Raw genomic sequence first — 13364 nt, 5'->3', positions numbered from 1 at the left:
TCGCGCTCGTCGACTTCCTGGATCCCGATCTGGAAAGCAAGCTGGAGCAATACAGCGCGCTTCCCAATCGCACATCGATTCGGGAACATCTTGTTTGGGACGACGACAACCCTTTGAAGCGATTCGCCAAACGGCCAGATTTGCTGGCGGATTCAGCATGGAGCAAATCGCTGGCTTTACTGGGCAGGCACAATTTCAAGTGTGGGCTCGAAGTATTTGCCCATCAAATGCCCGACTTGACTCGCGTCATCCAAAATCATCCGAATATCGGCTTCACCATCGCATTGATGGGGTGGCCGCTCGACCTGAGCGAACCCGGCTTTGACCGTTGGAAACGGGATCTCGCACAGCTCGGCGTTTGTGACAACATTTGCGTTGATATCTCAGCTCTGGAATGCATTTTCGGAATGCCATGGTCCGTTAGCAAGGCAGCGCCCTGGGTGTTGGCCGCTATCGACATATTTGGCGTATCGCGATGCATGTTCGGTAGCCACATGCCTGTTGCGAAGCTCTCCACAGGATTTGCTGAACTTTACGATAGATACGCGCAATGGGTTGCAGGCTTCTCAGCGAACGAGACAGACGAGATATTCTTTGGTGTTGCTGACCGCTGGTTCAATCCAACGTGATCAACGCTATCAGAACCAGAAATAAACAGGTCTTTTGCAGGGGACTTTAATGCGAATTCTGATTCTTGGAGCAGGCGTGGTCGGTGTGACGAGCGCCTGGTATCTGGCGCGCGCCGGCCATGAGGTGGTGGTGCTTGATCGCCAACCCGCTGCGGCGCTCGAAACGAGCTTCGGCAACGCCGGCCAGATTTCACCGGGCTACGCGTCGCCGTGGGCCGGGCCGGGCGTGCCCGCCAAGGCCGTCAAATGGCTACTGCAGAAGCATCCGCCACTGTCACTGCAACCGGACGGCACCTTGTTTCAGGTGCAATGGCTCACACAGATGCTGGCTAACTGTACTAAAAGGCGCTATGCCGTCAACAAGGCGCGCATGGTGCGGCTTGCCGAATATAGCCGCGACTGCTTCATGGCGCTGCGCGGCGAGACCCATATCACCTATGAAGGTCGCCAGCAGGGCACGCTGCAAGTCTTTCGCACGCAAAAGCAGATGGACGGCTCCACCAAGGACATTGACGTTCTGAAGGAAATGGGCGTGCCTTATGAGTTGCTGTCGCGCGACGAACTGGCTCGCGCCGAACCGGCGCTTGAAGGCTCAAAGAATAAACTGGTCGGTGGCTTGCGTTTGCCAGGCGATGAAACCGGGGACTGCCATGTGTTCACCACCAAACTGGCCGAGATGGCGCAAGCACGGCACGTGCAGTTCCTGTTCAAGCGCAGCATCGATGGCCTTGTCGTGGAAGGCGATACGCTAAAGGGTGTCCAGTCCGACGGCGAAACCTTGACTGCGGACGCGTGTGTCGTAGCACTGGGCAGCTATTCCACCGCACTGCTGCGCGGCCTGGTTAGCATTCCGGTCTATCCCGTCAAGGGTTATTCAATCACTGTGCCGATTACCGACCCGGCGCAGGCACCCGTCTCGACTATCCTCGATGAAACCTACAAAGTTGCGGTCACCCGCTTTGAGGATCGAATTCGCGTGGGCGGCATGGCCAATCTGGTGGGCTTCGACAAGGAACTGCACGGCACCCGGCGCGAGACGCTGGAATTTGTTGTCACCGACCTGTTCCCGCATGCTGGCGACGTGGCGCAAGCCAGCTTCTGGACTGGCCTACGGCCTATGACCCCAGACGGCACACCGATTATCGGCCCGACCGCGATCAAGGGCCTATGGCTGAATACCGGCCACGGCACACTAGGCTGGACCATGTCCTGCGGTTCCGGGCAACTGCTGGCGGATTTGATGTCGGGCACTACGCCGGCGATTACCGCCGACGATCTTGCGGTCAGTCGCTACAAGAACTAACCGGACAGGCAACGGGGTGTGCCCCCTGGGAGCAGGCCCACACAATTGCCGCCGAGCCGCGCGATACTGACGGCGCCTCCGCCGAGGCGCTTGAGCGCGGCGCCGCACCGCGGCTTGCGCAGATCGATCACCTGCACGCGTCTTGCGACCGCGTGCGGACCGTGTGCGGACTATATCGACGGCATCACGCTCGGAAACACCAAGTGACTCTCCACGCGTTTGACGCCGGGCACGCCCTCGGCCGCGATGCGGATCGCGCGCTTTTCCTCCTCGGACTCGATCACGCCCCATAGATGCGCAACGCCGTCCTTCACCAGCACACCTTGTTTCGGCAACGCCCAGCGCTGCCCGTGCATTTCCAGGACTATCGCGTCACGCAGGCTCACATCGTCGTGCGGAGCCGAGTCCACAGCCAGCGCGACGCTCGCGAGCGCGCGGATCAGGTTCGAGCGGCTCACGATTCCGACCAGCTTGCCGTCCTTCAGCACCGGCACGCGTTTGAGATGCCGGCGCTCCATGAGATCCGCAATCTGCTGGAGCAGCATGTCCTCGGGAATCGAAATCACCTGGTCGCACATCACATCGCCGACGGCATGTCCGTGCTCCTTCACATACCTCGCAGCCTGCTCGCGGGGCGACGACGACAGGAGTTCGAGCCACCACGAGCGTTTTCCGCGGCAGGTGCCCGTCTCCACGCGATGCAGCAGGTCGCCCTGGCTAACGATGCCGACGACCTTTCCGCTCGCGTCGACGACCGGCATGCCGCTGATACGATTATCGACGAACAGTCTTGCCGCTTCGTGGATCGTCATGTCCGGTGTGGCGGTGACGACGGCCGACGTCATGATGTCGAGTGCGCGCATGGTCGCTCCCTCAGCGTATCGCGACGGGCCCCCATCTGTTGCACCCGTCGCACGATTTCGGCAGACGCACCGGCGGCGGGCCGCGCGGTGCTGAGGCGCCTGAATCCAGCGCTTGACAAACGGCCGCTCGCGCCGGTGTCGCGCATGCGACGATGACTGCACGCTGCCTGGACTCTCGCGGTTCTGATGGAAGTGGCCGATGCTCGCGAGCAGCACCCGGTCGCAGATGAGTTCGTTGATTACATCGTCGAGCGACGCGCGACGACGATGCCCTGCCTATGCCTGGCTCGCGCGTTTGCGCAGGCAGCGATAAAAGGACGGAAGGACTGGTCTCGGCAGACGCGTGCCGAAGAGCCTCAAGAAAGCCAGCGCATTGGCGACTTTGTGAGTCACCCGCGCATTAAGATTGCGTCGCGACAATGAGCATAGGCTGCATCCAGAGAAATATCCGACAAAAGCGAGACGAAATCTGACTCCGGTTCCGTAGAAAAACCAGCCGTTGCTTCAAGGCTGCGGTACGGTAGTGAGCGCGGAAAGCGGCCAGACCAAGCGCCGGCCACCGTCTGGACATCACAGATTGGCAGCAGAACGACAGCGCTGCCGCAATTGCCGCGCAGCGCGCCTTATCCGTGACCTGTCACGAATTTTTTCGTCGCCTGATAGCCGTGCTTTGTTGCATCAGCAATGGCATGACCGGCCTCCTTCGTACCGTGGCCGACTGCGTGCGCGGCATCGCGCACAGCATGCCCGGTCTTCTTTCCTGCCGTCTTGACATCGTGCTTGAATTCGTGAGCACCTGTAGCCAGGCTCGCATGCGCCAGCGGACTGAGCCCGGCCAACACGAACAGAACGATCGACATTCCTGTCTTCTTCATCACTTTGTTGTTCCCACATAAAATTGGTGCGAACGACAGTCGTGCCGGACAGCTTGATAACGCCGCCCGCATCCAGTATGACCGCGCCCCGCCCGCTGATCAGCCCGGCCTCGCCAGGGGCTTCAATGGCGTTAGCGCCGCCTGGTTCGTCCTATAGTAACAAAGCATCTCCCCACAAAAATAAGCGATGGAGGGAATGCCAGGTGGATTCAGACTAAAAGTATTGAACGATCTTGCAGCGAGCCTCAACTCCCGCTGTCGTCCTCATCGTGCTCGTCAGCACCGTTATTGCCCGTGGACGGCGCATTCCGGTTGCGAAAATCCTTTGAATGCAGGCCATGCTTCTTCAGAAGCATTTGCAGATGCGAGCGGTTCATATCGATGCGCCGCGCCAGCTCCGCAACCGTGCCGCTCACTTCGCGCAGGCCGCGCTCCAGGAAGGCTTTCTCCGCGTCGTCGCTCGCGGCGCGCTTCGCGTCGCTTAGCGACATCAGATTCGCCACACTGATTGGCTCCTGTCCCGTCGCACTGGCTGCATTGGACAAAGCCGCGGCTGAACCGGGTGCGGCCGGCCGCATATCCACTGGGAGGTGATCGATATCCGCCATCTCGCCTGCCAGGCACGACACGCGATACATCACGTTGCGCAGTTCACGAATATTGCCCGGGTACGCATAATTCAGCAGAAAATCCCGCAGACGCGGCGTCAATCTGACCGGCCGGCGTTTTAGCGTACCGGCGGCCTCGTCGCCGAACCACGCAATCAGTAGCGGTATTTCATCGCGTCTCTCGCGCAGCGGCGGTAACGTGACGTGAATCACGCTGAGACGGTAGAACAGATCCTCGCGGAACTTGCCCTCTTCACTGAGTTGCCGCAGATTGCGATTGGTCGCCGCGACGATGCGCGTATCCACAGCAATCGTTTCATCGGAGCCCACGCGTTGAATCTCGTGAGCTTCCAGCACGCGCAACAGCTTCACCTGACCGGCCAACGGCAACTCGCCAATTTCGTCGAGAAAGATGGTGCCGGTATGCGCGCTTTCGAATTTCCCTTTTCGGTCATTCGAGGCACCCGTAAACGCGCCCTTGCGATGACCGAACAATTCCGACTCAAGCAGATTGTCCGGAATCGCGCCGCAATTCACGGAGATAAACGGCTTGTCCGAGCGTGAGCCATTCGCGTGAATCACCTTCGCCATCAGCTCCTTGCCTGTACCGCTTTCGCCGTCGATCAACACCGGCAAATCGGTCGGCGCCGCTTTTTCGGCGATTTCGAGCGATTCGAGCAAACGCGGATTGTCGCCAAATGTCCCTTCGAAAATGAAACTGCGCTCGATCAAGGCCTGTCTACGCGCGCCCCGCGATTGATCGGCAGGTGCAACGGACTCAGCGGCCGTTGCGGCCTGCACAAAGCGTTCCTTATGCGAGAGCTGCATGACCTCATCGCGTAACGAGGTGGCTTGCCGGAGCAGCTTGTCGATGTCGGCGCGCTCGAGCCGGGAAGACCAGCGCAGTGTCGAGCGCAGAATCTCGATGCGCTCGATCAGCCCCGCGTACGAAATCGCCGGACTGGGCTCTTCTACCTGGTCGAGGATCTTCATCACGCACTCAACTGTTTCTGGACCAACTGGTAGTACATGCCGCCGCGCTGGATCAGTTCATCGTGACGGCCCTGTTCGACGATCGCCCCTTCGTACAGCACCAGAATCTTGTCCGCACGCATGATGGTGCTGAGCCGATGCGCAATGATCACTGCCGTTCGGCCCTTCAGAATATCGTGCATGTTGCCGAGGATATTGCTCTCCGATTGCGAGTCCAGCGCCGAGGTCGCCTCATCGAATACAAGGAGGCGCGGATCGTGATACAACGCCCGCGCGATACAGAGCCGCTGGATCTGTCCGCCGGACAAGCCAATCCCGCGTTCGCCGACAATCTGCTCGTAGCCGAGCGGCATCTTGCTGATGAACGCGTGCGCGTCGGCCATCTTCGCGACCTCCTCGATGCGGCGCCGCTCGGGCGCGTCGTCGCCGCTTGCAATGTTCTCGGCAATCGTGCCGGAAAACAGCAGATTGCTCTGCATCACATAGCCGATCTGCGCGCGGTAATAGGCTTTATCGACCACGCCGAGGTCGTAGCCGTCGATGCTCATTTTGCCCTCGGTCGGCGCGTAGAAGCCGACCAGCAACTTGGCGAGCGTCGTCTTGCCGGACCCACTGCGGCCTACAATCGCCACCAGTTCGCCGGGCTTGATGTCGAAGCTGATATTTTCAAGCACATACGCCGAATCGTTCTCGCCGTAGCGGAAATAGACCCCGTTGAGGCTGATTTCACCCTGCAGTTCGGGCAGCATCACCCGCGAGGGAAAATCCTGCGGCTTCTGTTCCGGCTCGATATCGAGCACGTCGCCGAGGCGTTCCATCGCCACGCCCGCGTCGTTCAACATGCTCCATAGGCCCACCAGTCCCATTAGCGGACCCAGCACGCTGCCCATGAACGCGTTGAACGCGATCAACTGCCCGATGGTCATTTCGCGCGCCAGCACCAGATTCGCGCCGACCCAAAGGATCGCGATCGTCGTTGCCGCGTTCAGCAACTGGCTGCCGAGTCCAACGAGAATGCTGAAGGCATGCGCCCGGTATTGCACCTCGAGCGCCTTCGCGTACTTCTTTTCCCAGCGCAACCGTACCGGCCGCTCAATGCCCATGCCCTTGATGGTCTCCACACCCGCGAGCGCTTCCATCAGAAAGGACTTCGATTCGGTCGATGCCGTGAACACCTCGCGCGCATAGTTCTTGATCTTCGGCGTAGCCAGCGCGGTCAACGCCATGATCGGTATCACGAAAGCGATCAGCACCAGCGTCATCTTCACGTTGTAGACGAACATGATCGTGAAGTAGATGAACACCATCAGCAGATTCAACGCGGTGGTCACCGTGGATTCGGTGAGAAAGGCGCGGATCGTCTGGTTCTCCTGAAAGCGCGCGAAGATGTCGCCGGTCTTCCGTTTGGCGAAAAAGGAGAATGGTAGCGACATGGTGTGCTTGAAGAACTGCGACATCATCGCGAAGTCCATGTTGCGCACCATGAAGTTCGCCAGATACGCGCGAATCGATGACATCAACTGCGAAAACACGTTGGCGATGATCAATCCGCCGATCAGCAGATGCAGCAGGCTAACGTTCTGATGGACGATCACGCCATCGAGAATGTTCTGGATGATCAGCGGCGGAATCACGCCGAGTACCTGAATGACGAACGTGGCAAGGAACAGGTGGCCGAGAATCTTCTTGTACGGCCGGAGATAACCGACAAAGCGTATCCATGGCGAACGCGCGGCCGACATCTGCAAGAGATGCGGGCCACCGGTAAAGAGCAGACAGGTGCCGCTCCAGCCGCGTTCGAAATCCTCAACCGTCAGTTTTCTGAAGCCAAGTGCCGGGTCTGCGACCCACACGTATTCCTTCGAAAGTCCGTACACCACCACATAGTGGTAGCCCTCCCAGTGCACGATGAAGGGCAGATCGAAGCCGCGCAATGAATCGAATGTGCATTGCACACCGCGCGCGGTGAAACCGAGCGATTCGCCCGCGCGCGCGAGACTATCGAGCGTCGCACCTTCCGTCGTCACGTTGGCGAGTTCGCGCAGTTTGCCGAGCGTCATCGGGATGCTGTAGTGGCGGCACACCATCGCGAGACACGCGGCGCCGCAATCCATTTCTTCAGCCTGTTCGACCAGTGCAAAGCGCTTGATGACTTTTTCGCCGAACTCGGGTTTGGTCTGTAAATCGAGCATCAATGGCAACTTGCGCCGCTGCTCGAGGCGTTTTTGCCGTTGCAACTCGCGGTCGCCGTAGCGAATCCGCTCATCCAGGACTTCGCGCAGCTTCGGATTGCGCTCCAGAATGAAATGGACGGTTCGCTCAGGGATCACCAGCAGGCGCGTGTCGGTCGTTGCCACCGCGGACGCCATTTGCTCCTGCCGCATCAAACACGCCTTCTCGCCGAAGATTTCGCCTTCGCCTAGCGTCGCGAGCGTGTAGTCGTGACCTTCCTCATGGCGGACAATGCGCACCTGGCCTTGCCGCACCACGTAGAGGCGCCGGTCGTCGCGTCCGTCCTGTTTAAGGATTTCCTTGCCGGCGGCCACCCTCTTCACGCCGACGCTACGCACATACTCTTCGAGTTCCGCCTTGTTGAGCTTGCCGCGCAGATCGAACAGCTGCGCGACAAAACCGCCGGCCGAACTGATCGCCACGTAGCTTGCAACGAACGCCAATGCGGCCTGATTGCCGGCCATCACCGGCTCGATCGCGGAGCGGGGAATGAACAGCAACTCGGTTTTCGCCGACGCCCGCACCGACGCCTCATGCACATACGCGCGCAACATCGCAATGTCGGCGAAAATCTCGCCGGTCTTGCGCACGCCCATGCTGGTTTCCTTGCCATGCTCCTCGGTGAAGATACGCACCGAGCCGGAGCGAACCACGTAGAGACCGTCTGCCGTCTCGCCCGCCGAACACACCGTCTCGCCGAACGAGTAGAAGCGTGCCTGCGCATAGTCGGCAAGACGCTCGATCTCTTCGCGCGAAAACGGCGAGAGAATTTCCACCGACGTCAGAAACTCGGCGGCGGAGGGCGCGGTCTGGGGTGCATCCATGGGCTTGCGGACCTCGATTCGGCTTTGCTTGGTGTTGCGTTACGCTTCTATGTTTCGTTACGGCACGATGTGATAGGCGGGCTAGCGCGCTTCGATGACATGCTCCTGCGCGCGTGCAATCAGCCAGCTCTCGCGCAGCAGACGCCTGACTTCCGCGGCCACATCCGCATCGAGCGTCGCGGGGTACTTCGCCGTCACAGCGAAAATCTCGAAGCACGAGCGATCCGCCGACGGGAACGGCCCAAGCAGATCGCCCACCGCCGCATTGAAAATCTTCGCTTCGATGTCCGGCTTCAACGATCCGCGCAGGACCTTGCCGATCACGCCGCCCGCTTCACGCGTATCCGCGATCGAATGCTCGCGCGCCATGTCGGCAAAGCTGTCCGGATCGTCGTGCAGGTACGAGATCATCTCCTTCGCCTTACCCTCGCTGTCGAGCACGATATGGCTCACCTCGATCGCATCGAACTTCGGCGAGTTCAGCGCGAAATAATCCTTGATTGCCACCTCGTTGCCGACCACGTCGAGCATCTTCTCCTGATACAGCCCGTCCGTAATGAAGGCTTCGAACTCATCGAGACTGACGCCGAGCGCATCGAGGTACTGATTCATATCCGTCGCGCGATGCAAGCCGCGCACGCGGCGAAACTGATCGGCACGCTGCTGGATGTCGTCTGCCGTAACGGCTATGCCCTGCTTCTTCGCCGCATGTACCGTGAGCTTGTCGCGCACAATCTGTTCGATCAGGCTGTCGAACTGTCCAGTCAATTTCAGAAGACGAATGAACTCGGAAACGTCCACGAGTTCGTCATCGATTCGCACTATCGCGGTCATGTCATCCGCTCCTTTAATTGACGTGTGATCTGCGCGCTCAGCCCGCTACCTGTCTGAACGGATCGAGACCCAGATCGATCAGGCGACGCTCGCGCACCACGATCTCCGCAGTCGCTGTCATGCCGTAGCGCAGCGGATAGCGGGTGTCGGCGATCTGGTAGTAGTTCTTGTCGAGCGTCACGCGACCTTCGTACACCGGCTGCTTATCCAGCAAGGACGGCTTGGTGGCCGGCGAAATATAGGCTAGCGTGCCGCTGATCAGCCCATAGCGTTGATACGGGAAGGCGTTGAATTTCAGCTTCACCGGCTGACCCTCGTGCAGAAAAGCACGGTCGTGTTCGGCGATCTCAATCTTCAGCACAGGTTTCGCATCTTTCGGCGCGATGCCGCCGAGCGGCGCGTTCGCCTGGATCTTGTCGCCCCGCTGCGTCGAGGTCACGTCGGTGATGACGCCGGAGACTGGTGCAAGGATTAGCAGGAAATTGTCTTTGTCGATGTTCTCGAAACGAATTCGCGCAGCAGCGTCGGCCACGAGGCGCGCGGTTTGCAGTTGCAGACGCAGCTTGTCCTCCGCGTCGGTGATGTCGCGGACTGCCGAGTCGTACTGGAGTTGCAGGTCAGTGGTTTGCTGCCCGCTGGTCTCGAGCTGCGCATTCGCCTGTGCGTACTCATGGCTCAGACGGAAATCCAGCTCCGCGAGTTTCGATTGCGCGACACGGTAGGCGTTATCCGCTTCCAGCGCGGCGGTGCGTTTCTGCTCCACCTGCAACTCGGCGATACCGCCGCCACCTGGCTGGGCGAAAAGCTGCGAATAGCGGTCCAACTCCTGACGCGCCGCTTCTCGCGTGCGGCGGGCGTTGTCGAGCACGCTGCGCGCTTCGTCGAGTTCAGCTTTCTGGCCTTCGGCGAGCTTGGTCGTGCCTTCGGAGACGCGATTTTCGTGCTGATGGGCCTCCACTTCCATCTGTGCCTTCAGCGCTGCGGCCTTGCGCTCCATCAGCGCCTTCTTTTCGGGGAACTGCTTCCAGTCGCGCTCGGCGTCTTCGAGTTTGAGCTGCGCCTGCAATGCGTTGCTCGCGGCCTCGATCGCGCCGCGCGCATTCAGCCGCGCCAGCACGTCGCCCTTCGATACCGGCTGCCCCTCGGCGATGTACAGATCGGCGAGCTCGCCGTCGATTGGCGCATAGATACGGCGCACATCCGATTCCGGCGAGAGCGTCCCTTGCGCGCTGACGATCACATCCGCGCGCCCCACGAACGACCACAACAAGCCGGCCACCACCAGCGCGACCATCGCCCAGATCAGCGCGCGGGCGAGCCGCACCGGCTCCGCGGTCAGGATCGCAATGCCTTCGGCGCTGTGGTCTTCGAGCGCCTCCGACAATGGTCTAGGGTGACTGTCGCGCTTCACTCTGCTCGCCTCCAATCAACGCCAGCTTCGCCTTCAACAGCCCGGGGTCGAGCACCATGCGCAGATCGGTCAGCGAGCGGCGCTGCAGCTCCGCCTCGGCCCGGATATCCGCGAGCAGGCGGTCGAAGTCCGCCGGATGATCCGCCTTCAGTTGCGTATAGATGCGCATGCCCTGTTGCGCGGCAGACTGCGCATCGGAAAGCAGGCGCGCCTCGCTGCGAAAACCGGGTGAAATCCCCGCTTCCAGCCGTTGCGTTCCGCCGATCGGACCACTTGCCCGATACTCTTTCCAGAGACTCTGCGCGCGCAGCATCAGGTCTTGCGCACGCGCCAGCGCCTTGTCGTGCAAAGCGGCGACGTCTTTCTGGATCGATTGAACAAACCACGCGTCCTCTGCCGGGTCGAGACTGGCGTAGAACGACAGCAAGCGCTCGTCGTAATCCTTGCCGCCACGCGTTTTCTGCAAGTCGGTGAACTGGTCGAGCAGCGCTTTCTTATGCGCGAGTTCCGCGGCGATCACATCGGACCACGGCCCGGCAGGCATGGCCTGCAAATCCGCCAGCGCCTGTTGAGCGTCGCCGTGCTGCCACGCCGCGCTCGCTGCGTCATGACGCTGGATCACGTCCGTTGACGGCAGACGGCTTGCGGCCAGTTGCTGAAACTGCGCCTGAAATGGCGGGGTGCTGAAACGCACCGTTTTCAGCAGGGCTAGCAGGGGCGTCAATTGCCGACTGAGCGCTGCATTGAGTACGTCGGCGTAATGGCGCAAATCTTCCCGTACACGATCGAGTCCGGCGAGACGCGGATAGCGCTGCGCGTAATCGTCGAGTACGGCCGGCAGCGCATCGGGCGTGTCACGCGCCAGTTCGGTGCGAATGGTGCCGTTCAGGCGGTCGATGGCGGCAAGGTACACCGAGTCGTCGCTTTCCAGTTTGCGTAGATGGCTTAACGCCTGCGCGTACGGCTCCGCAAAATCTGGCACGTACGAGACGATGCGATCGAGCGTGCGCTGATGGCTCCTGGCGTCGTCGTCCCAGCGCTGCAGCAAGCCGCTGATGGCGGCCTCGTCGGCGTACATGCGAATCGGTGCGTCCACCCCGCCGCGCCCCACGACGAAACGCTCCAGGTCACCCACCCATTGCAATTCGCCGACCAGCGATGCGGCGTCCGCATTGTTCGCACTCAACGATCTCATTTCGTTGAGCCGCGCGTCGGCCTGGTCGAACTGCGCCTTGTTCAGCGAATTCAGCCAGTCGGGGAGTTTCGCCTTCAGCAGCGCTTCGCTCGCCAACGCGCTGATTTTCGTGTCGGCTGGATGGTTCGCCAGATAGCCGTTTGCCGCCACCACCGTGCCGGTGTAATCGCCGCTCGCCAGCAGGTTTCTCAACTCGCGCTCTGATGAGCCGCGCATATAGAGCGTCAGCGCAACGACCACCAGAACCGCGAAGGCCGCGCCACTCGACCACGCAGCACGACGCGCCATCGTGTGATCGCTGCCTGCAAAGGCCTTGCCGAGTTCGCCCGCGAGCAGACGCCAACGCTGTGGCCTGCCCTTCGCTGCGTTTGTACCTTGCCTGCCATGCGTGCCGTTTGCGCTATGTGTGCCGCTTGTTCCATTTGTTCTGCCTGTTCCGTTCGTGCCGTTCGTGCCGTTCATGCCTTTTGCACCGCCGGTCAGCGCATCATGCTTCGCGTGCGCAGACACCACCTGCGCTGCCTCATTGACTTCGTCCTCGCGTTGTAGCCCCGGGTCGACGCAAAAGATATCGAGGAACGAATGCGCGGCGGCAACGAACGTGGTCTTGTCGGCATCAGCCGCTTCGTCGACTGCAGGGTTGAGAAGTAGCTGGGTCACGGTCGGCTCGACTTCAGGGGATTGTTGCAGCGTCACCCTGTAGACGAAGTGGTCGCCACCAAATGCAAGGACGTCTCCCTCGGTAAGCGGCAGCGCGGTTTCGTCGAGCCGCTTTCCGCCGACGAATGTGCCGTTGGTGCTGCCGAGGTCTTCCAGATAGAGCTCGCCGCCCTTCAGAAAGATGTGCGCGTGGCGCCGCGAAATGTAGTTGACCTGATGCGGGTAGCGGTCCTTGTAGCGCGAGAAGACTTCGTCCGCCTTGCTGATGAGAAAGGGGAACGCCTGCACGTCGATCGGCTGAAGTCCGAGGTCATCGCGCTGTGGCACCAGCAGAAGTCCAGGTACCGGTGCCGCACTCGCGGCGGCGACGATCCGCGCGCGCGGCTCAATGGCCACGCGGTAGCAAAGCTCGCCGCCGAAGCACAATTCGTCTCCGGCACGCACCCGCGCAGGGGCTTGCCGCACCGCAATGCCGTTAATTGTCGTGCCGTTCTTACTGCCGAGGTCGGCGACATAGACGCCGCCATGCTCGGTGAAGATCCGCGCATGGCGGCGCGACAGGCGGGTAATCCGTTCGGTAGGGTAGTCAGTAAATGGCACCTCGCTGCGCCCGATCGCGAACAGACTATCGACGATCCGGATCGCACCGAGCGCCGGATGCTGCCCGGACGCAACCGGCGACAGCACCACGTCGAAAGTGGTGTCCAGTGTCGCGCGCATCTCAGCAATCGGAGCTTCGCCGGCGGTCATTTTATCTGGATCACTAATCGTTTACCCGCTGCGACGAAAGCGCAGCAGGAACGGAAAGAAGTACTACGGCGAATCGCGGATGTTTCAGGGAGCCATGCAGAGACTGGCTCCTTACAGATTTTAAGTCACGCATGGCAAGTGTCAATTTTCAGATTGTCGGTTGTAAGGGCCATTCATGCGTCATTCG

The 13364-nt window shown here is 60.6% G+C and carries 9 protein-coding genes; 2 read left to right on the top strand and 7 right to left on the bottom strand.

Annotation, left to right across the window (positions count from 1 at the left end; all coding sequences use genetic code 11):
* Both PQQ96_RS35050 and PQQ96_RS35045 read left to right on the top strand, forming a co-directional pair.
* Positions 1-629 (top strand): amidohydrolase family protein (locus PQQ96_RS35050; RefSeq protein WP_408301002.1); only part of this gene is annotated, 629 nt, incomplete at its 5' end.
* 49 nt (positions 630-678) lie between these two features.
* Positions 679-1932: a D-amino acid dehydrogenase gene (locus PQQ96_RS35045; RefSeq protein ID WP_408301000.1), complete on the top strand. Its 1254-nt coding sequence runs from the start codon at positions 679-681 to the stop codon at positions 1930-1932.
* Between the two features lie 170 nt (positions 1933-2102).
* Here PQQ96_RS35045 and PQQ96_RS35040 read toward each other — a convergent pair whose 3' ends face one another.
* The 7 genes from PQQ96_RS35040 to PQQ96_RS35010 form a co-directional block, all read right to left on the bottom strand.
* Positions 2103-2795, bottom strand: coding sequence for a CBS domain-containing protein (locus PQQ96_RS35040; protein ID WP_408300998.1), 693 nt, complete (start codon positions 2793-2795; stop codon positions 2103-2105).
* A gap of 623 nt (positions 2796-3418) precedes the next feature.
* Positions 3419-3655, bottom strand: a complete 237-nt coding sequence (locus PQQ96_RS35035) for a hypothetical protein (RefSeq protein WP_408300996.1) — start codon at positions 3653-3655, stop codon at positions 3419-3421.
* A 260-nt stretch (positions 3656-3915) separates the two neighbouring features.
* Positions 3916-5274, bottom strand: coding sequence for a sigma-54 interaction domain-containing protein (locus tag PQQ96_RS35030; protein ID WP_408300994.1), 1359 nt, complete (start codon positions 5272-5274; stop codon positions 3916-3918).
* Complete coding sequence (locus PQQ96_RS35025; RefSeq protein ID WP_408300992.1) at positions 5271-8327, bottom strand: peptidase domain-containing ABC transporter; 3057 nt, start codon at positions 8325-8327, stop codon at positions 5271-5273. The genes PQQ96_RS35030 and PQQ96_RS35025 overlap by 4 nt, the downstream gene beginning before the upstream one ends.
* Positions 8328-8408: 81 nt before the next feature.
* On the bottom strand, positions 8409-9161 hold the full coding sequence (locus PQQ96_RS35020; RefSeq protein WP_408300990.1) for a peptidylprolyl isomerase: 753 nt from the start codon (positions 9159-9161) through the stop codon (positions 8409-8411).
* Between the two features lie 37 nt (positions 9162-9198).
* Positions 9199-10572, bottom strand: coding sequence for a beta-barrel domain-containing protein (locus PQQ96_RS35015; protein ID WP_408300988.1), 1374 nt, complete (start codon positions 10570-10572; stop codon positions 9199-9201).
* Positions 10550-13177 carry an FHA domain-containing protein gene (locus tag PQQ96_RS35010; RefSeq protein WP_408300987.1) on the bottom strand — a complete coding sequence of 876 codons (2628 nt, stop codon included), beginning with the start codon at positions 13175-13177 and terminating at the stop codon, positions 10550-10552. The genes PQQ96_RS35015 and PQQ96_RS35010 overlap by 23 nt, the downstream gene beginning before the upstream one ends.
* Between the last annotated feature and the right edge of the window lie 187 nt (positions 13178-13364).

The organism is Paraburkholderia sediminicola, assembly GCF_046027825.1.
GTDB lineage: Bacteria > Pseudomonadota > Gammaproteobacteria > Burkholderiales > Burkholderiaceae > Paraburkholderia > Paraburkholderia sediminicola_D.
The sequence above is the reverse complement of the archived record's forward strand: the minus strand, read 5'-3'. Positions and strand labels throughout refer to the sequence as shown.

What these genes read in the sequence shown, in the direction of transcription:
- PQQ96_RS35025 (WP_408300992.1), bottom strand. Translation starts at nt 8,327, where the DNA reads ATGGATGCACCCCAGACCGCGCCCTCCGCCGCCGAGTTTCTGACGTCG.
- PQQ96_RS35035 (WP_408300996.1), bottom strand. Translation starts at nt 3,655, where the DNA reads ATGTCGATCGTTCTGTTCGTGTTGGCCGGGCTCAGTCCGCTGGCGCAT.
- PQQ96_RS35020 (WP_408300990.1), bottom strand. Translation starts at nt 9,161, where the DNA reads ATGACCGCGATAGTGCGAATCGATGACGAACTCGTGGACGTTTCCGAG.
- PQQ96_RS35010 (WP_408300987.1), bottom strand. Translation starts at nt 13,177, where the DNA reads ATGACCGCCGGCGAAGCTCCGATTGCTGAGATGCGCGCGACACTGGAC.
- PQQ96_RS35045 (WP_408301000.1), top strand. Translation starts at nt 679, where the DNA reads ATGCGAATTCTGATTCTTGGAGCAGGCGTGGTCGGTGTGACGAGCGCC.
- PQQ96_RS35040 (WP_408300998.1), bottom strand. Translation starts at nt 2,795, where the DNA reads ATGCGCGCACTCGACATCATGACGTCGGCCGTCGTCACCGCCACACCG.